Annotated in this window: 13 protein-coding genes and 1 pseudogene; 2 read left to right on the forward strand and 12 right to left on the reverse strand. The window is 59.2% G+C overall.

Translation table 11 applies throughout. The features are described 5' to 3' along the window. Positions 1-21 precede the first annotated feature (21 nt). From L1C91_RS01670 to rimM, 3 genes and pseudogenes are all read right to left on the reverse strand, one after another. The gene (locus L1C91_RS01670; RefSeq protein ID WP_234857697.1) at positions 22-2313 is read right to left on the reverse strand and encodes a Tex family protein; all 2292 of its coding nucleotides are present in this window, start codon (positions 2311-2313) and stop codon (positions 22-24) included. A gap of 349 nt (positions 2314-2662) precedes the next feature. Further along, positions 2663-3514: pseudogene (gene trmD, locus L1C91_RS01675) on the reverse strand (tRNA (guanosine(37)-N1)-methyltransferase TrmD); the annotation flags it as partial. Next, positions 3514-4020: a ribosome maturation factor RimM gene (gene rimM / locus L1C91_RS01680; protein ID WP_234857699.1), complete on the reverse strand. Its 507-nt coding sequence runs from the start codon at positions 4018-4020 to the stop codon at positions 3514-3516. The pseudogene trmD and the gene rimM, both read right to left, overlap by 1 nt. Before the next feature lie 167 nt (positions 4021-4187). On the opposite strand from rimM, the gene L1C91_RS01685 reads away from it, so the two are divergent. Further along, positions 4188-4397 (forward strand): hypothetical protein, encoded by a 210-nt coding sequence (locus tag L1C91_RS01685; protein WP_234857700.1) that lies wholly within the window; start codon positions 4188-4190, stop codon positions 4395-4397. A 14-nt stretch (positions 4398-4411) separates the two neighbouring features. Continuing rightward, positions 4412-4645: an ATP-grasp domain-containing protein gene (locus L1C91_RS09540; protein WP_419178693.1), complete on the forward strand. Its 234-nt coding sequence runs from the start codon at positions 4412-4414 to the stop codon at positions 4643-4645. 116 nt (positions 4646-4761) lie between these two features. On the opposite strand, the gene rpsP is transcribed toward L1C91_RS09540, so the two are convergent. From rpsP to smc, 9 genes are all read right to left on the reverse strand, one after another. Then, positions 4762-5259, reverse strand: a complete 498-nt coding sequence (gene rpsP, locus L1C91_RS01690) for a 30S ribosomal protein S16 (RefSeq protein ID WP_046204615.1) — start codon at positions 5257-5259, stop codon at positions 4762-4764. Positions 5260-5516: 257 nt separating this feature from the next. Continuing rightward, positions 5517-5912 carry a hypothetical protein gene (locus L1C91_RS01695; RefSeq protein WP_234857701.1) on the reverse strand — a complete coding sequence of 132 codons (396 nt, stop codon included), beginning with the start codon at positions 5910-5912 and terminating at the stop codon, positions 5517-5519. After that, positions 5887-6138: a hypothetical protein gene (locus tag L1C91_RS01700; RefSeq protein WP_234857702.1), complete on the reverse strand. Its 252-nt coding sequence runs from the start codon at positions 6136-6138 to the stop codon at positions 5887-5889. Before L1C91_RS01700 ends, L1C91_RS01695 begins: the two co-directional genes overlap by 26 nt. A 343-nt stretch (positions 6139-6481) precedes the next feature. Next, complete coding sequence (gene ffh, locus L1C91_RS01705; protein WP_020976505.1) at positions 6482-8131, reverse strand: signal recognition particle protein; 1650 nt, start codon at positions 8129-8131, stop codon at positions 6482-6484. Positions 8132-8154: 23 nt separating this feature from the next. After that, a complete protein-coding gene (locus tag L1C91_RS01710) occupies positions 8155-10260 on the reverse strand; it encodes a [protein-PII] uridylyltransferase (RefSeq protein ID WP_328219566.1) in 2106 nt (701 codons plus the stop codon). Between the two features lie 5 nt (positions 10261-10265). Next, positions 10266-10604, reverse strand: a complete 339-nt coding sequence (locus tag L1C91_RS01715) for a P-II family nitrogen regulator (protein ID WP_234857704.1) — start codon at positions 10602-10604, stop codon at positions 10266-10268. A 7-nt stretch (positions 10605-10611) separates the two neighbouring features. Further along, positions 10612-11949: a signal recognition particle-docking protein FtsY gene (ftsY, locus tag L1C91_RS01720; RefSeq protein WP_234857705.1), complete on the reverse strand. Its 1338-nt coding sequence runs from the start codon at positions 11947-11949 to the stop codon at positions 10612-10614. 42 nt (positions 11950-11991) lie between these two features. Beyond that, on the reverse strand, positions 11992-15555 hold the full coding sequence (locus tag L1C91_RS01725; protein ID WP_234857706.1) for a hypothetical protein: 3564 nt from the start codon (positions 15553-15555) through the stop codon (positions 11992-11994). A 28-nt stretch (positions 15556-15583) separates the two neighbouring features. Beyond that, entirely contained in the window at positions 15584-19084 is a 3501-nt protein-coding gene (gene smc, locus L1C91_RS01730; RefSeq protein ID WP_234857707.1) for a chromosome segregation protein SMC, read from the reverse strand. Positions 19085-19092: the final 8 nt, after the last annotated feature.

Raw genomic sequence — 19092 nt, forward strand, 5'->3', positions numbered from 1 at the left:
TTATTGCATACTTCAGCCGGCTCAGCCAAGACCGGCTCTGCGCAGCGCGTCCGCCAACGCGCCCCCTCGCTCTGCCGATGATTTTTGACGCCGCGCACCACTGCGCTGCTTCTGCCGAGAACCACCTCCGGCTGATGAACCAGCATCACCACCGTGACTAGGCTTGGAGCGCGCACCCGACGCGACGTCATCATCCAAACGCATGCTCAATCCGATGCGCTTTCGAGATTCATCGACGTCGACCACCTTGACACGCACGATGTCTCCGGAACGCACCACTTCGCGCGGGTCGGACACATAGTGGTTCGCCATCGCTGAAATGTGCACCAACCCGTCCTGGTGCACCCCAATGTCGACAAATGCACCAAAAGCGGCCACGTTCGTTACCGTGCCTTCAAGCACCATGCCCGGGGCAAGGTCGCTGATCTTCTCAATTCCCTCGCTGAAGGACGCAGTCTTAAACTCTGGGCGGGGGTCACGGCCTGGCTTATCCAGTTCCCGGATAATGTCGACGACCGTCGGTTCGCCCACCGTCTCGCTCACAAAATCCGAAGGCTTCAATGCGTTGAGCACGCGAGTATTTCCGATCAACTCCCGCACACCCAAGCCTGAAGCCGAACACATCTGCCGCACCACCGGGTAGGACTCTGGGTGCACTGCGGATGCGTCAAGAGGTTCCTCGCCCGACACCCGCAGGAAGCCTGCACACTGCTCGAACGCTTTCGGCCCCAACCTGGGTACCTTGCCGAGTTCCTTACGCGTGGCAAAAGCGCCATGCTCGTCGCGGTAGGCCACAATGTTCGACGCTAGCGTTGGCGTGACTCCGGCGACCCGCGTCAACAGCGGAACAGATGCTGTATTGGCATCCACTCCCACCGCGTTGACGGCATCCTCGACTACGGCGTCAAGGGTGCGGGCGAGCTGTGTCTGGTTGACGTCGTGCTGGTACTGCCCTACCCCGATCGATTTCGGATCAATCTTGACCAGCTCAGCCAACGGGTCCTGCAGACGGCGCGCGATCGACACGGCTCCGCGTAGTGAAACATCCATGGATGGGAACTCAGCGGCAGCGAGTTCTGACGCCGAGTACACAGATGCTCCCGATTCGCTGACGACGACGCATGTCGGGTTGTCGTGGGCAGCTTTGGAGACTTCCCGCGCCAGTTTCTCGGATTCGCGGGATGCAGTGCCATTACCAATGGCTATCAACTCAACCTTGTGTGCATTAGCTAGGGCCGTGAGTTCGTCCACCGCCTGCTTCCAGCGATTTTGGGGTTGGTGCGGGTAGACGATGGTGGTAGCCATGACTTTGCCAGTGGAGTCGACGACTGCCACCTTCACGCCGTTGCGGTAACCAGGGTCAAGGCCCATTGTTGCCCTTTGGCCTGCGGGGGCAGCGAGAAGCACGTCTTTGAGGTTGGTGGCGAATACTTCGAGCGCGCCTTGTTCCGCGGTTTCTTTCAGACGCATGCGGACGTCAAGCGCGCTGGATACGTAGAGTTTGGTTTTCCAACCCCAGTGGATGGCATCGTTGACCCATGGGGTCGCCTCGCTGTCCAGGGTGTCGCGGATCATCTGTTCGTAGATGTCATCAGGCCCTGCGTCGAGGGTCAGTGCTAGTGCCCCTTCTTTTTCACCGCGCAGCAGGGCCAGGATGCGGTGGGATGGCAAGGTGCGGAAAGGTTCGCTGAATTCGAAGTAGTCTTTGAATTTTGCGGCTTCGCCGGGGTCGGAAGTGTTGACGTCGCGGGATGGTTCTGCGCGCATGCTGCCGTGGGTGTACATGTGCTCGCGGACGGCCCCGACGAGGTCAGCGTTGGTGGCGAAGCGGTCGATGAGGATGGCCCGGGCCCCCTCAAGTGCACTTTTAGTGTCGCTAACTGATTCGTTGAGGTAGTTTGCAGCGAGGTTGTCGGGTTCGCCTTCATTGGCGAGGAGCTGCTCAAGGAGGGGCTCTAGGCCGGCTTCGCGCGCGGCGTCGGCTTTGGTTTTCCGGTGTTTTTTGAATGGCAGGTAGAGGTCTTCGAGCCGTGCTTTTGTGTCGCATTCCTTGATGAGTGCGGCGAGCTCGTCGGTAAGTTTCCCTTGCTCTTCGATGGCTGCCAGTATGGTCTTTTTGCGCTCTTCGAGTTCGCGCATGTAGCCCAGGCGTTCTTCAAGTTGCCGCAGCTGTGTGTCGTCGAGACCCCCTGTGATTTCTTTGCGATAGCGGGCGATGAAGGGGACGGTGTTTCCTTCATCCAGAAGCGCAACCGTGGCCTTTACTTGCTCGGGGGTGATTGCGAGTTCTTGCGCGAGTCGAGCTTGAATCATTCGCCTTATTGTAATGGGCGGCTGTTTAGGCGTGGCGGGTGGTTCCGTACCATTGCGTGCCTTCGGGCAGTTTGTTGGCTAGGGCGCGGGTGCACGCGGCGTCATCGAGGGTTGTTCGCGCATGGACGTAGAGCTGTATGGTGCGTTGTGTTGCGGGGGGGTGGCCGTGTTGTTGTTCGTATGCTGCTATGAGCATGTTGTCGGCTTGGCAAGCTTGGCTAATTTCCTCTGTGGTGACCGTGGCGAAGAAGATGTTGTCTTTGGCTAGGCGCGCGGGCAGGTCTTTTGTGAGGCCTTTGAGTTGCTTGGGGTCGATAAGTATTTGGATTTCAATGATGACGTCGCGGAGGTCTAAGGCTTGCTCGTCGCGCTCGCTCAAGTCACCGCGTTGGCGTGCGGCGTCGAGCAGATCGGGGCGACGTGCGGCGGTCAACGCTAGGGACTGGTCGCGGCGCCAGCGGGCTATGGCGTTGTGGTCACCGCTGAACAAGATGTCTGGAACGCTGTGACCGCGCCAGTGTCGGGGCTTGGTGTAGCTGGGGCCTTCGAGGAGCCCGTCGGAGAAGCTGTCTTCGAGGTGGCTCGACGCGTTGCCGAGCACTCCCGGGATCAGTCGCACGACGGCTTCGGCCATTACCAGTGTGGCTACTTCGCCCCCGATGAGGACGTAGTCTCCGATGCTTACCTCTTCAACTTTGTAGCGTTTGGCAGCATCCGTGATCACTCGGCTGTCGATGCCTTCATATCTGCCGCAGGCGAACACTACGTGTCGCTCCCGCGACCACCTTTGTGCAGTTTCTTGGGTGAAGGGGGTGCCCGTGGGTGTGGGTACTACGAGCAGCGGGCGGTCATCAGTGTCATCAGAGTCCGTATTCTCGGCGTGCGTGTATCCACTGAAGCTGCTTGGTTGCAGGTCGTCGTGGCGTGGCTTGTCCGCATGTGGTTGTGCGGAGCTCAAGCTTGCTTCGAGGCTGCCTTCCGCGACGTCATCAAGCGCTGAGCCCCACACTGTGGGCAGCATGACCATTCCCGGCCCGCCGCCGCACGGGGAATCGTCGACAGCGCGGTGGGCACCACTGGCCCATTGGCGTAGGTCGTGAACGCCGACAGAGATAAGCCCCTGTTCAATGGCTTTACCTAGAAGTGCATGGCGCAGTGGCTCTAGATATTCGGGGAAGATGGTGACGACATCAATACGCATTAGAGGTCCAGCAGTCCATCGGGTGGGGTGATGGTGATGGTTTGTTCGTCAAGGTTGACGTCGGGGACGATAGCGTGCACGAAGGGAATGAGGGCTTGCTTTCCTCCGCTCAGCTCCACTTCGAGGATTTCGCCGGCGGGGCCGTGCATGACTCCGGCAACTTCGCCGATACGTTGTCCATCGTGAATTACGGCAAGTCCTTCGAGCTCGTGATCGTAGAAGCCTTCTTCGTCGTCTTCATTTTCTAATGGTGGGGCGAAGAAGTGGGTCCCTCGGAGGCCGTCTGCTGTTGTTCGGTCGGTAATACCTTCGAACATGATCAGTAGCCTGCCTTTGTGGGGGCGTACTGCGTCGATGCGCAGTTCGTGTTCTTTGGGACCTTGGGTGCCGTGAACGACGGTGCCGACGGCAAAACGACGCCCGGGCTCGTCCGTTGTGGGGTCGACCGCCACTTCCCCCTTGATACCGTGGGATTTGATGACCTTGCCGATGAGCAGTTCTTCCATGAGGTATGAGCTTACAGCACCCCCACACGGATGCTTTTTGAGACAAGGCGTCCAATATATGAGATTCTGTGTGGGCGAACACCCACGCACTAATCACATGTGCCCCACCCCATGGCGCCGCAAGCAGAAGCACTTCAAAAAGTGCCAACAGGAAGACCACACACGCCATGTCACTGATCGATACACACGCCCCTGGACAACAAGCCTCCGAACACACCCCAGCTAATGACCGCAATGCAACCATCGCGGTAACGGCTTTCCCGCTGTTCATTATTGCCCGATCCATCGTGGCTTTTATGAAGCCAGCCCCTTTCCGCCCCTTGGTTGGCTACATCACTCCACTGCTGCTGATGCTCAGCATCATCAAATTGCGCTAGAAGCAGCAGAGGAGCTGGGCCACGAGGTTTGTGTCATAGACACTGCCCGCATTTCCGATGGCCGTTACGTAGTTGTCGAGGCTAATCCACCCTGGTGCTCATCGTTTTACAGCGCGCCCCCGGCGGTCATCCGCGAAGCTGTTTTAGGTAGCCAAGGTCTACGCGCAAAGGATCGATTTGTACCCGATCAAGCAGTCCGCGATGCTTTCGCTGAACACCCCTGGGTCAGACGCCGGCCATTAGCGTAACGGAGTCCCCAAGGTCTAAAGTAGCTAGCAATTCAAGTTAGTAGAACAAAAGGCGCGGCCCCATGGTTTTCCATGGGGCCGCGCCTTAACTATTTCAAGCAATATGCTTAGAGTTCTTACTCAGCAGCTTCTTCAGAAGCCTCTGCGGTCTCAGCAGCTTCGCTAGCCTCTTCGGCAGCGTCCTCAGCCTTGACCTCTTCTTCAGCCTTCTTCTTAGCTTCTTCCTTAGCCTTGCGACGCTTCTCGGTAATTGCCTCAGCAGTGGGGCCTTCAGCAGCCTCAGACAGAGCAGCGTTGAACAAGTCAAGCTTGGAGGGCTTGGGCTCAGCAACCTTCAGGGTGCCCTCTGCACCTTCGAGGCCCTTGAACTTCTGCCAGTCGCCAGTAACCTTCAAGATAGCCTCGACAGGTTCGGTCGGCTGTGCGCCAACGCCCAGCCAGTACTGGACGCGATCGGAATCAACCTTGATCACGGAGGGATCGTTCTTGGGCTGGTAGATGCCCAGGTTCTCGATGACCTTGCCGGAACGACGGGTACGGGCATCGGCAACAACGATGCGGTATTCAGGGGTGCGAATCTTACCGAGACGCTGCAACTTAATCTTGACAGCCATTATGGCTCCTTCTTCTGGTCACTGGGCAGTACAGGCACCTACTAATGCAGGCCGGTTCAACCCTTGATGTTTACCCTGCGTGTGACCACCGGTCGACCGTAGTCGATGACGATGTAGCGCAGGTTGCGCGGATGCGCACAAAATCTTAATGATGTCCCTGCCGCTATCACAGAGCGATCACGGCAGATAAGACAACCTGATGGATGTTAGCAGATAACCGCACCCAGGCGCGAATGCGATTCAGTTTATGGACGCCTCTAGCGGTTCAGCATCGGCAAGATGAATGCTGCCAACCCGCCAAGCAGACCAAGCAGCCCCAAGACGAGCGCAATGACGCCCCCATGAGAGGAGCCAGTATTGCCTTCATTGTCGCCGCTGTCCTTGCTCTTAAATTCGTCGATCTGACGCTGCAGTTCAGTCGCCTGTGCCGAGGCATTACGCGCTGCTTCTTCCGCAGCGGACTTGGCTTCCTGGGCTTCCTTAGCCTTCTGCTCCGCCTCTTCCTTGGCTTCCTGGGCGCGCTTCAGTCGCTGATCCAGATCGGCAAGCTTTGCGGCAGCCTTTTTAGCCGCTTGTTCGTCAGCGTCTTCAGCGGTGTTTAGTTGGTCGACGCAATCAAGGTAGGCGTTACTGCCGAAGTGCAGATTTATCAAGGGCCTCTTGCTTGGTGTAGCGACCGGTCGTGTTCGATGTGCTGGTTAAACGCTCGAGCCCTGGAAGAGCTTCGCGGTAGAGGAACTCGCTGTCAAGAAAAGCAGTGGCATCTTCGATGGTGAAATCTAGCGCCTCAATGTGCAGGAACAGTTCGAAAGCTAGTTCTTCGCGAGAGTCGGGCTCACTGTCAGCCCTGTCGAAGATGTCTTGCTGCTCGGGGAACATTCCGCGCAGGTTTTCGTGGCTTCCGCACTGGCGGCACGCATGGCGTCGCGATATTGTCCTGTCAGGGTGATGTCTTGTGGCCCCGGTTCGATGAGGCACGTGTGGTGGGCAGTAGCCGGGTCGGTGTTTACGTCCAGTGCTGCAGCGGGGGTGATGCTAGTGCACAGGGCGATCGTAAGGATCGAGGACATGGTTGTGCCCGTACGACGGTTAATTAATAAAACTCACTTAGGTGAAGAGAATCTTCAACAAAACTCTAAGAGAGTAGCGGGCGGGTACCTACCCCAGACAAAATGCCTAGGCGGCGGGCACCCCCACGGGCGACAAACCTGCTAAGTAGCTACTACTTTTTACCGAAGCCGCCCATGCCCGGCATGCCTGGGAAACCACCTAAACCGCCCATTCCTGGCAGGCCTTTACCTAGCTGTTTTTGCATCTTTTCTAGTTCTTCGACGCTAGGCATTCCCTGCATTCCCTCATCCGAGGCTCCCAGCCCTCCGGCGTTCTCCTGCAGCTTCTGCAGCTCCGCCATATTGGGCATACCGGGGATATTCGGCATTGCCGGACCGCGGCTAGGCCCACGGCCCTTAGCGGGCTTACGCTTGCCGTTTTTACCCTTGCGGCCCTTGGGCTTCTTCTTGGTAGCAGAACGGCCTTGGAATTGGCCGGTCATCTGCCCCATCATCTTCTTGGCGTCTTCGAAACGTTTAACCAATTGGTTAACGTCCGCCACAGTAACACCTGAACCGTTAGCGATACGCTTACGGCGAGAGGCATTCAGGATGCTTGGATTTGCGCGCTCTTCCGGCGTCATGCCTCGGATGATCGCCTGAATGCGGTCGAGTTGTTTTTCATCGACCATGTCTGCCATTTGGCTCATCTGCTTGCCGCCAGGCAGCATTTTCAGCAAATTCCCCAGCGGCCCCATGCGGCGGATCATCTGCATCTGATTCAGGAAGTCATCAAGGGTCAGTTCCCCAGAGAACATCTTGGTCGCCGAGGCCATAGCCTCTTGCTGATCAATCTTGGCTTCGGCCTGTTCGATCAGCGTCAGTACGTCGCCCATGCCGAGGATACGGCTAGCCATGCGCTCCGGGTGGAAGACGTCAAAGTCCTCAAGCTTCTCACCCGTAGAAGCAAACTTGATCGGGCGGCCAGTGACCTCACGAATAGACAATGCCGCGCCACCGCGGGCGTCACCATCAAGCTTCGTCAGCACCACGCCAGTGAAGTCGACTCCGTCGCGGAACGCCTCCGCGGTGGACACAGCGTCTTGACCAATCATCGCGTCGATGACAAACAGGACTTCATCCGGGTTGATGGCGTCGCGAATATTACGCGCCTGCGTCATCAGCTCCTGATCAATGCCCAAACGACCTGCAGTATCGACGATGACGACGTCGTGTTGGGTGCGGCGGGCTTCATCGATACCACGCCGAGCAACCTCAACTGGGTCACCATGGGAGGTGCCCATCACATGATCATGACTATCAAGAGCAGTGCCAGGATCTGGAGCGAAGCAAGCGACACCTGCACGCTCAGCAACAATTTGAAGCTGCTGCACCGCACCCGGTCGCTGCAAGTCGCAGGCCACCAACATGGGAGTATGACCCTGCTTAGCTAGATAAGCAGACAACTTACCGGCGAGAGTGGTTTTACCTGCACCCTGCAGGCCCGCAAGCATGATGACCGTCGGAGGATTCTTCGCGAGACGAAGCCGCTCAGTCTCCCCGCCGAGGATCTGCTGGAGTTCTTCATTAACGATCTTGATTACTTGCTGCGCGGGGTTCAGTGCTGCGGAAACGTCCGCACCCAATGCACGTTCCTTGATGCGTTTAATAAATGCACGCACCACGGGTAGTGAAACGTCAGCCTCAAGCAGCGCGAGGCGGATTTCCCGGGCTGTAGCGTTGATGTCCGCTTCGGTAAGCTTGCCTTTCCCGCGTAGGCCGCCGAGGGCTCCGGTCAAGCGATCTGAAAGAGACTCAAACACGTTTACTCCCTAGTAGACACAAGTTAACCCGTCCATGCTACCCCACCAAAGGCCCGTTGGACATCCTTCTCCACACGCGCGCGGTCGCAGTTACCCAAGTGGAAACGGGCTATCATCGTTGCACCAGTGCGTTCCATCGTTGCCCAAGAAACATCAGGCAACACCCCGAGCAGCGCACCAAAAGCAGCCTTCTGATCCAGCGTTCGCACCTCCACCGTATTGCCGTACCAGGTCGTGGACACCAGTGCAGGCTTAAGCTCCGGCAGCATCGAAAACACCCCGGACTTGTACGCCTGGAGGAATTCCTGCTCGGCTGGTGGCGAGGTGGTAGTCGGCCGCACCATAAATTCCGCGCGCGCCCCCGCGGCGTCATTGATTAATTTTGCGCTCTCGATGTTGTGGCCATGGGCTGCAAGCAACGCCAGCATTCGGACTGATTCGCGCAGGTAAGCGCCCTTCCACGTTACTTTGGGGAAGTCTGCGCTGGTAGACGGTGCCGCTACGAACGGTTTCGTGGGGTGCAGGTCGCTGAGGCGTGCCCGCGCCAGGCCGCAGACAGTACGCACCGAATTCGCAAGGCTCCTACTCCACACGCCAGGCCCCGTTGATCGGGCATCAGCTTCGGCAAGCGCCTCAAGGAGGTCGAGCGTCAACCTGTCGTAGTGCACGGCAGAGCACACCGCATCAACCGTAGATTCGGCCGTGGGGTCCGCACGGTTGGCTAGTCGCGCCAAGAGAGTGTGCTCGGCCACGAGGGTTTGAACAATGCTGACGTCGCGAGGCGCCAAGGCCAAGCGCCGCGCCATGCGGCCAACAGCTTCCGCCCCCACTACCTCGTGGGGCCGCCCCTGCCCCTTGCCAATGTCGTGGAAGAGGGCTGCCAGCAGCAACAGATCAGGCCGTGCCACATGCACGCTTCGTTGCGCTGCCGCCTGAAGCGTGACGATCGTATGGTGATCGATGGTGTGGGCGTGTGAGGGCTCGCGAGGCATCAGTCCCCTAATGCCCGCCCACTCCGGAACCAACGGTTCCCACAACCCGTGCTTATCCAACGCTTCAATGGTCGAAGGGTTGGACAGCACAGAGAAGAAGTCCGTTGCCGCGGCACGCGGCCACGGCTGAGGCAGGGGCATGTGGTGGCGTGCTAAGTTCCGCAGGCTTGGTTCCGCGATCGGCTGACGGGTTCGCGCCGCAGCAGCTGCAACCCTTAGCACCAAAGCGGGGTCGGATAGGCGTGGATTTCTCGCTAAAGTGACGACGCCGCGGTCATCGACAACGTCGACATCAAGCGGCGTTCGTAGACTGCTACGTGGCGAGTTTCTACTGTGTGCTGCACGGGCAATGCCCAGAGCGGTGTTGAGAGCATCGTCAATGGTGCGTCCGGCGTCTGCCACCGCAGCGGTGAGTTCGTAACGATCAGTAAACCCGAGGTGTTCGGCTACGTCGACGGCGAATTCCGGGTCGAGGATGTCACGTCGTCGGCGCGCCGCCTCATGGAGCCACGTCCTCACGTCCAGCAACAAGGCCCGTTGGTGTTCCACATCCGGCATGTCACACACATGGCCCAACGATAGAGCGCGAAGCATTTCGATATCGCGCAACCCGCCGCGGCCATTTTTAATATCAGGCCTGGTCATCGCAACAACCGATCCTGAACGCCGCCACCTGGATATCGCGACGTCAACGATAGCGGCAAGGTTGCGTGCAACATCAACCCTCCATCGATTCAGCACGGCCTCACGCGTGCGGGCTACAACCGCGGCATCGCCGGCTACAGTCCGAACATCAAGCAAACTTAACGCCACCAGGGGGTCTTCGGTTGCCAGGGCGAGGCACTGCGACGGGGTGCGTACCGAATGATCGACGCGAAACGATCCGTCCCACAAGGGGTACCACAGCTGTTCCAGCTGCCCCTGGTCGAAGTCACTACCCTGCTCTTCTGGGATGATCAGGCTGACGTCAATATCACTATGGGGGCTCATTTCCCCACGGGCGAGGGAGCCCGTGATTGCCAGAGCGCATCCTGACGGCACCTGAACTTTAGACAGAAGCAGTTGCGCCCGACGCATGGTCTCTTGTCTGATTGACTGGGCCGTGGCGTGGGCGGGGCTTGGGTCAACGTTGGGCACGGTGTTTAGAGCGCTTGTTCCCCGGATTCTCCGGTGCGCACCCTAATGAGTCTTTCGACAGCGGTGACCCATATTTTCCCGTCGCCCACTTTGCCCGTACGTGCGGCGTCGACGATTGCATCGAGGGCATCATCGACAGCGCTATCGGCGACCACAACTTCAATTTTCAGCTTGGGCACAAAGTCCACTGCGTACTCGGCCCCCCGATAGAGCTCGCTGTGGCCTTTTTGCTGCCCGAATCCCTGGGTCTCGCTGACGGTCATCCCGTGGATGTCGAGTTGTTCGAGGGCGTCTTTGATGTCGTCGAGTGTGAACGGCTTGACGATTGCGGTGATGAGTTTCATCGGATCCTTATCCCAGGAGAGCGTCGACGAAGGCTTCGGGCTCGAATGGCGCTAGGTCGTCTGCACCTTCACCGAGGCCAACAAGTTTAACTGGCACTCCGAGTTCCTCTTGAACTTGGAAGACAATGCCTCCCTTGGCTGTGCCATCGAGTTTGGTCAGCACTACGCCGGTGATGTCTACGACGTCGCGGAAAGTGCGGGCTTGCATCAGTCCGTTTTGGCCAATGGTTGCGTCCAAAACGAGCAGCACTTCGTCAACGTTGGCTTTCTTTTCGACCACGCGCTTGACCTTGCCGAGCTGATCCATCAGGCCAACTGAGGTGTGGAGTCGACCAGCGGTGTCCACGAGCACAACGTCGACTCCCGTGTCGACGCCGCGAGCAACAGCATCAAATGCGACAGACGCGGGATCAGCGCCCTCATTGCCGCGGACTGTTTCTGCACCGACGCGGCGCCCCCAGGTTTCCAGCTGGTCGGCTGCGGCAGCACGGAACGTATCCGCAGCGCCCAAAAGTACCGTGTGGCCCATGGAGACGAGGACACGAGCCAACTTACCGGTAGTGGTCGTCTTACCGGTGCCGTTGACACCGACGACCAGCACAACAGCAGGCTTACCTTCAGCGGGCATTGCTTTGACTGCACGGTTGAGATCGGGCTTGCATGCCTCAATGAGTGTTTCACGGAGCATGGCCTTGGCCTCAGCCTCATTAGTGACGCCGCGTTGCGCGATCTTGTCGCGAAGGGCTTCAACGACGCGCATGGTGGTGGTGGTTCCAAGATCGGCCATCAACAGGGTGTCTTCGATTTCTTCCCAGGCGTCTTCGTCAAGGTCGCCCGCACTGAGGATTCCCAGTACGCCCTGCCCAATAACATTTTGGGAGCGCGACAGTCGACCACGCAGCTTCCCCAACCGACCAGCTGCAGGTGCGGGTTCATCAATCTTCTGCGCAGGCTCAGGTTCTACAACCGGCTCGGGCTCAACCACCGGTTCCGGCTCGGGTTCCGCAATCGGTTCCGGCGCGACGACCGGTTCAGGTTCGACCACCGGCTCGGGCTCCACAACCGGTTCCGGCTCGACCACCGGTTCTGGCTGCGCTACAGGGCGGGGTTGATCCACCAACAACTTCTCGCGAGGCTTGTCCTCGGCCGGGGCGAAATTAAATCCGCCCTGGCTGGTGTAGTTACCCGACTGGGTACTCTGGTCGATTTCTTTAGGCTGCTCCTCTTTGCTAAAGGAAATAGTCTTGTTCTTTTTGCGTTGCAGCCCGAGCACCACGATTAGTGCAACGATCAACACTGCAACGACTAGGGCCAGCAAAACCAACAAGAGAACCGAGTTTGTCATGCTGTCCATAGTAGCCAGCGGCACCCAACTGCGGGGATTTGGCTATCCCGCTAGGCCAGGAAACTTCGTTGCGATCACCATCGCCTCAGCAGCAACGAGGTCACCAGTGACGAGGTCAGGCACAAGTTCGGCCATCGCCGCCCACGCTGGAGCAGAAGAGGCGAGCACCTTTGATTTGCCCATCAACCCGTGAGCCTGCATGCGTGCAGCCAGGGCAAACACGATGGAAATCACCGGAACGAGTGCCCACAAATTATCCGAATTTTCGGTGTCGACACCGTCCAACTTGTCGAAACGCACACGGGCTGCCCCATACAATGCACGCTGCGCACCCTTGAGGCCCTTGAGCAAAGAGACAGCGGACTTAATCGCCTCACGGTCTTCCAACAAGCTTCCTAGTTCTTCTCGCCTGTCGAATGCTTCAAACACTGCCAGTAGACGCGCAGAGTCTTCCATAATCGGCCCCGGGACAATCTGCGCCTGCGAGAAGAACATATCCAATAGCGCTTGCTGTTGGGCAGGCGCCATGTGAGCAATGGCCACAGTCGATGCGTCAATGCATGCTGCCTCCAACGTGGCGTCACGCCCAGTCGCAAGGGTTTCAACCAAGCGGTGACCAAATTCCTGTTCCAATTCCGAGCGCAGTGAACGAACCAGCACCGGATCGGGGTCGACAGGTCCCTCTGCCCCCTGGGCGCCGACCAATACTGTGCTTAAGTCAGCGAGTTTTTCCAACGCTGCAATCCATGGGGCCCTGTGCACACCGTCAGCTGCCTGTTCAGCATCAAACAGCTTGTTGACCAAGGTCGCGGAAATCAATTGACGAGGTTTGAGCTCTGCGGGAACCAATGACTGCGACAAGCCGCCCAAAGCCTGCCGCGGGTGCGCCGCAAGTGCCTCACGCGCAGCCTCAGCGGTACGAGCCATTACCGGTGCGGAACCCAACTCGGAGACGTACTCCCACAACAGCGGCACAATCCGCTCACTCGAAGGAACAGATTCTGACTCGCCTGCAAAGAAGGCGGACAGTTGGGCGAAGTCTTCCGGCTGCGCCTCAAAGAACCCTGGCTGCGTAACTTCAAAGGAATCCACCCCCGGAGTCAACGGGGCACGCAAGGTATTGAACTTATCGGCAGAAAACAACTGCACCGCCAAGGGGCCTGCATCAACAAAGCTCTCCGGTAGAAGGGCCTTTCCATCACGCACCTCAATGGTCACTCCGGGGCACCACGGCGCCGTCAACGGCCACACCCACGCACCCAGAGCACGCTCCGCGACGTCATCAAAAATGATTGAACCATCACTAAGCTCTGCGCCCTTAGCGTCCGGCACGGTTGAAATTTCCGCGAGGTTAACCGACACACGCCTGTCGCTTCGCTTGTCTGTCCACTCCAAATCCAAGCGGCCGGATACCATCCCAGACATAGCCTGCGCGAGCGCCCGCATCGGTACGCAATAGGTCACTTCATCTTCCGCAACCAGCTTCACAGTACGCAACGGCGTCCCGTGCTGATTACGCACGCTAGCCTTCGGATCAACCAACACACCAGGCAATCTGGTCACCCGGACGCGCAGCACACCATCGGGGTCAAACGAACGCGGCTGGGCGACCATGCGGGTGGTTCGCCACATCGACGGCTGGGTGATCATCGGAATGTCGAACCTCAGGCGCGGAGGCTTAAACCACACCGGCATCGCGTCGCCTTCCTCAGTCGACACGACAAACTCCGCACCCGGCGCGGTGGGCTCGACACTAATGATGCGCGATGGAGAAATATCAAAAGGTTTCTCACCTGCACGTACGCTAAGCTGTGCGGCGGATAGTCCTTCGATGGAGGGGATACGGAAGGAGCTGCACGCGCCGGAAACATCGAAGGTGGAGTCGATGCCTTCGATGATGGCAAATTCGTGTCGGAAGGATTCGTTGCGGGGGCCGCGGATGCGTACGTGGTACTCCCCTACCCATGGGGCGTCGTAGAGGGTGGAGTCGAATACTTCGAACTCTCCACCTTCGGCCGGGATTTCTAGGGGCTCCGGCGGGGAGACTTCTTCACCGGAGTTGTCTGCGCCTGCGAAAGAACTGATGGTCATGTACCAGGTTTCGATGTCGCCAGAGACGGTGGGTGGGAATTCTGCGACGAGGGATGCTCCAAATACGCGCAACCGCGTGGTGGATCGCAGGCACGATACTGGATCGGAGGGGTCGCGGAAGATGACGCGTTGGCGTGGGTCTACTGCGCGGATGTGCGTGGTGATGCTGGGGGTGTCCCCTGCTTGGGTGATGGTGAGGCTGTCCGCTTGTTCGGTGCTGACTAGGTAGGCGCTCCAGCCGTCCCAGCCTGCAGGTTGGAAGGTGTCTTCGATGCTCATTTCCTGCCCGCTGACAACATCGTGGATGCTGCTGTCGGTGGGGCACACAACCCACACGTGTCCGTAGTGCACGGAGCGTTTGTCGGTGATGTTTTGCCCCTTGGGGGTGAAGATGAGCACGGGGTCTGCTGCATCGACGCAGGGAACGATCCACTGGGTGTCGGTCATTGAGGCTGTCACGGTGATTTCGCGCGCCTGGTGTTCGATGGCAACGTCGAGGGCTTCGCTCAGCGCGTTGACTTCTCCCCAGGGTTTGGAGGTGCGGTAGACGCGCGTGTTGTCGCCGACGCGGATGCGCCACGCTATTTCGGCGTCCGGGTTCTCGAGTGGTTGTTCGGGCAGGCGCAGGCAGACTTTGCGGCGTCGGGTGTCCAGAATGAGCCGCGGCGTGCGTTCGCGTGTGGCGGTACCTACGGCGACGTGGCGATATGTTGTGCCTGCGGGGCGTTCTTTGAGTTCTGCTGTTGCGGATTCGACCACTGCTACGGGTACGCCTTGGTCAACGAGGTCCGGGATTTGGTCACTCCAGCGCGGCTCGTCGATGGTGAATGCGCGGACAGTGGCCACTGCGGTTACTAATTGGGCAATGACGTCGCGGTGCGTTGCGGCCGCGCGCAAGGTTAGCGGCGCGGTGAAGTCGTATTCGGGGGCTGCGTGTGCTTCGTCTCCTTCAGTGGTGTCTTCAGCGCCTTGCGTTAGTGCATCTAGTGCTGCGTCAACGTCTGCATCGTGTGCGTCTAGTGCCGCGAGGATGCTGACTACTTCGGGGTTGTTGAGGCCCGCGTGAAGGGCGCAGAGGGCGGCATCGCTGGTGTAACTCTCCGGGTCCCCGGCCTGGAGCCCGGCAGCGTCAACAAGGCTACGAATAAAACCCTCGGTGCTTAAGCAATCCCCCAGTGCCTCAGCTGCGGTGCCGTGGATACCAAGCCCGGCAGTGTATTCGGCGACGAAGGCGTCCCCGTCGACAGTGCGCGCACCGCGGGAGCACAGTGTGGCGCTAGCCAGACGCGGCGTCATCAATAGAAGTTCGCGTGGGTCCGCCCCTGCAGTGATTTGCCGGTTGAGAAAAATGCCGTAGAAGCGTTCCAGCAGGTCAAGCTCGTCTGAAGGGATATTTGCTTCGAAGAACCACGGCGCGGACAGTCGCGTTTGTAATTCGACTTCGGTCCGTGACGCCCACCCGAGGAGTGAATCGGAAAGATCTGCAATCGGATGTGGTGCGGCGGCTTCAGTCATGGACGCAAATATTACCAGCCGCCCAACGCTACGCCGGCGACATGCGCTGACTGATCACCCTGGTCACACCATCGCCGCGCATGGTTACGCCATAAAGCACGTTGGCGACATCCATGGTGGGCTTTTGGTGTGTGATGACAATCAGCTGGCTGGACTGCCTGAGCTGCTCGAACAGGTTGATCAAACGGCGCAGGTTGACATCATCGAGCGCTGCTTCGACCTCATCCATCACGTAGAAAGGGCTGGGGCGCGCCTTGAAGATGGCCACGAGCATCGCCAGCGCAGTAAGTGATTTTTCGCCACCGGACAGCAGCGATAGGCGTTTGACTCGCTTGCCTGGCGGCCGGGCTTCTACCTCGATGCCTGTGGTGAGCATGTCGTCCGGGTCGGTCAGCACCAAGCGTCCTTCGCCCCCGGGGAACAGAGTGGCGAACACTTCGGGGAAGGCGGCTTCGACATCAGTCCACGCGTCGCTAAACAGCTGCAGAATCTTGTCATCTACTTCATTGATGACGTCGCGTAAGTCCGCGCGCGCCTGTTCGACATCGGCTAGCTGCGTGTTGAGGTATTCGAAGCGTTCCTGCAAAGCTTTGTATTCTTCCAGAGCCAGCGGGTTGACCTTGCCAAGCGCCTGGAGGTCTTTTTCTGCCTTCTTGAGGGTGCGCTGCCAGTGTTCGCGGTCGAAGTCTTCGTCAATGGGGTTGTCGGCTAGTAGTTCCTCGACGCTGAGACCCAACTGTTCGACGACTGTGGCTTCGGCTTCTTCGGCACGCACTTGTGCCCTGCTGCGGGCGACGTCGGCGGCATGGTTTTTGTCCGACAGGCGTGCCTTGTGCACTTCGAGGGTGTGCGCGGCGTCTTTGGCTTGAGCCAGTGCGGCGCTCGCGGTGTTTTTCTGTTCGGCAAGCTGATCCCTGGTGGCGGTTGCCTCACTAATTTCGGTTTCAAGTCGTTGGGCGAGGATCGCTGCGCATTCCATGACAACTTCGGCTACGCGTGCTTGGTGTTGCTTCGCCGCCATCGCTTTGTCGTGCGCCGCCCGCGCTTCGAGGCTTTGCTGTGCTTGCCTGCGTAGCGTCTCACCGCGCCCGCGTGCTTGGTGTGCGCGTTCCTCTGCGGTGCGCACCGACAGTCGGGCTTCCATTTCCATGGCTTTAATTTGCGCGAGTTCCGCCTGGGCTTGGTCGCGCTCTGCGGTTGAGGGTTCCTCGGCGTCTTCGGGTTGTTCAACCCGTTCCAGCCTGTCGTTGGCTTCGGCTAGTTGCTGCTCGATGTCAGCGACGCGTTGCTGTGCGGCAACCAGCCGGGCTGTGATTTTCTCGTGCGCTTTTTTCGCATGTTCGTGGGCGTTTGCTGCCTGGCTGTGTTCGCGTTCGAGTGCGGTGACCGCGGCGTCATGTTCCTTAATTTTTGACGCCGCGGTGGCTGCAGCAATGCGGGCGTCCTGGGCCGCGGTGCGTGCTCCAGCCAAGGTGCCTTGCATCTGCTCTAGCTCTTCAGTCACGGCAGCCAGCTGGGCTTGTGCACGGGCAATATCCGCACCTACTTCGACTGGTGTGGGGCTGCCTTGTCCCACCACACACCAGCCCTGGCCGAACAGGCGGCCACTGGGGGTGACCACACGCAGACGAGGCTCAGTGACCACCACATCAATCGCCTGAGCTGTGCTTTCTACAACGGCAACATCCACCAAGATCCGGTTGAGAGCCACCGCGACTGGGGACACCCCATGACCCTGCCCGTCCGAATCCTTAAAGTCGACGTGGTCAAGCAACCATGATGCGCCAGCTGGCAAGTCAATATCCAAACGCCACGACTGTGCATCTCCGGGCGACAACAATGCCACGCGATCAACCGCGGCGTCATCAATTCCGGCCAGAACCTCGGCGAGTTTGTGCGCCGAGGCAGGCACATCGCGGGCCACGAAAGCCGAAGCAAAATCACCCAAAGCACTGGCCAAAGCTTTATCAAACCCGTCCTCGACCGACAGAAACTCAGCTACCGGAGCAAGCGTGCCCACATGATCTGCAGCTGAGGCCGACTGCTGCCGAACCTGGGAGCCCAAAGTATCGATCGTTGCTTGCAGGCGCGACACCGCGCGTTCCAGCTCCCGCTCCCGCGCGGTGAGTTCATCCACGCGAGCTTCTGCAGCTTTCGCCTCTGACTGTGCTTGCGCGTCGGCTTGCGCCAGAGGCTCGCGGGTGGAAGATGAGGATGCTTGCGTGTCCACCAGCTGTTCGAGGGCGCGACGCGTCACCTCCACGCGCTCAAAGGCTTCTTCCGCTTGTTCCTCTAAAGACTCCGCGTCGGCGGCAGCTTGCTCGCGTCGAGCCTCCAGGGACTCCGCTGCAGCAATAAGTTTGATGACGCCCTCGCGGCGATCCGCGATAGCCCTGACCTGCGCCATGTGCTCACGCTCGGCGTCACGGGCCTTTTGTTCCACCTCTGCGGCTTGGTCTGCGATTACTTCACAGCGCTCCGTAGCGATTGCTACCTGCTGCTCCAACTGCTGTAGTTGAGCATCAGCCTGGTCTGCCCGGGCCTGCAGCTCCTCGGGATCGGGCCCCTGGTAAGCGCTAAACTGCCCCGTATTGGAGACTCGCTCGCGAGCGATACGCTCCGTTGCCTGGGTGCGCTCAAACAATGCTGAACAATCAAACCACCGTTGCTGCGCAGCAGCGACCTTGGGTTCAAGCTCTTCAACTACCCGCTCTAGCTCCTCACGCCGCGCAGCGGCTTCGTCAGCCTGGGCGGTGACTTCTGCGAGCTGTTCAGCGACCAACGCGACGTCATGCTCACTGCTGTCTACCTGCGCACGCAAGGTTGTAATCTGGTCTGCCGCCAGCACTAGGCGGGCTTGACGCACCGTCGCCTGGACCGTCGCTGCGCGACTAGCGGCTTGCGCCTGACGTGCCAGCGGTTTGAGTTGGCGCTTAAGTTCGTCAGTGAGGTCGTGCAATCGATCGACATTCGCCTGCATGCCGACGAGCTTGCGCTGGGCTTTTTCTTTCCGTCGGCGGTGTTTAAGCACGCCCGCGGCCTCTTCGATAAACGCGCGGCGTTCCTCTGGGCGGGACTCCAGGATTTGAGCCAATCGGCCCTGGCCGACGATGACGTGCATTTCGCGGCCGATACCGGAGTCACTGAGCAACTCCTGGATGTCCATCAGGCGGGCTTTGGCACCATTAATTTCGTATTCGCTTGCCCCGTCGCGGAACATACGACGAGTAATCGACACCTCCGTGTAGTCGATGTCGAGTGCCCCATCGGAATTGTCGATGGTCAGGGTGACTTCTGCACGTCCGAGAGGTTTCCTGTCCCCCGCCCCGGCAAAGATGACGTCCTGCATCTTCCCGCCGCGCAGGGTTTTAGCCCCCTGCTCCCCCATCACCCACGCCAGGGCATCCACCACGTTGGATTTGCCGGAGCCATTCGGCCCGACAACGGCACAGATGCCGGGCTCGAATTTCAGGGTGGTTGCTGACGCGAAGGACTTGAATCCTTTCAGCGTCAGCGATTTTAGGTGCACGCCGGTAT

It is taken from the genome of Corynebacterium argentoratense (assembly GCF_021491455.1).
In the GTDB taxonomy this organism is placed as follows: Bacteria; Actinomycetota; Actinomycetes; order Mycobacteriales; family Mycobacteriaceae; genus Corynebacterium; species Corynebacterium argentoratense_A.

Coding starts and splice junctions, on each gene's coding strand:
- L1C91_RS01670 (WP_234857697.1), bottom strand. CDS start 2,313: ATGATTCAAGCTCGACTCGCGCAAGAACTCGCAATCACCCCCGAGCAA.
- rimM (WP_234857699.1), bottom strand. CDS start 4,020: ATGGAAGAACTGCTCATCGGCAAGGTCATCAAATCCCACGGTATCAAG.
- L1C91_RS01685 (WP_234857700.1), top strand. CDS start 4,188: ATGTCACTGATCGATACACACGCCCCTGGACAACAAGCCTCCGAACAC.
- rpsP (WP_046204615.1), bottom strand. CDS start 5,259: ATGGCTGTCAAGATTAAGTTGCAGCGTCTCGGTAAGATTCGCACCCCT.
- L1C91_RS01700 (WP_234857702.1), bottom strand. CDS start 6,138: ATGTTCCCCGAGCAGCAAGACATCTTCGACAGGGCTGACAGTGAGCCC.
- L1C91_RS01715 (WP_234857704.1), bottom strand. CDS start 10,604: ATGAAACTCATCACCGCAATCGTCAAGCCGTTCACACTCGACGACATC.
- ftsY (WP_234857705.1), bottom strand. CDS start 11,949: ATGACAAACTCGGTTCTCTTGTTGGTTTTGCTGGCCCTAGTCGTTGCA.
- L1C91_RS01725 (WP_234857706.1), bottom strand. CDS start 15,555: ATGACTGAAGCCGCCGCACCACATCCGATTGCAGATCTTTCCGATTCA.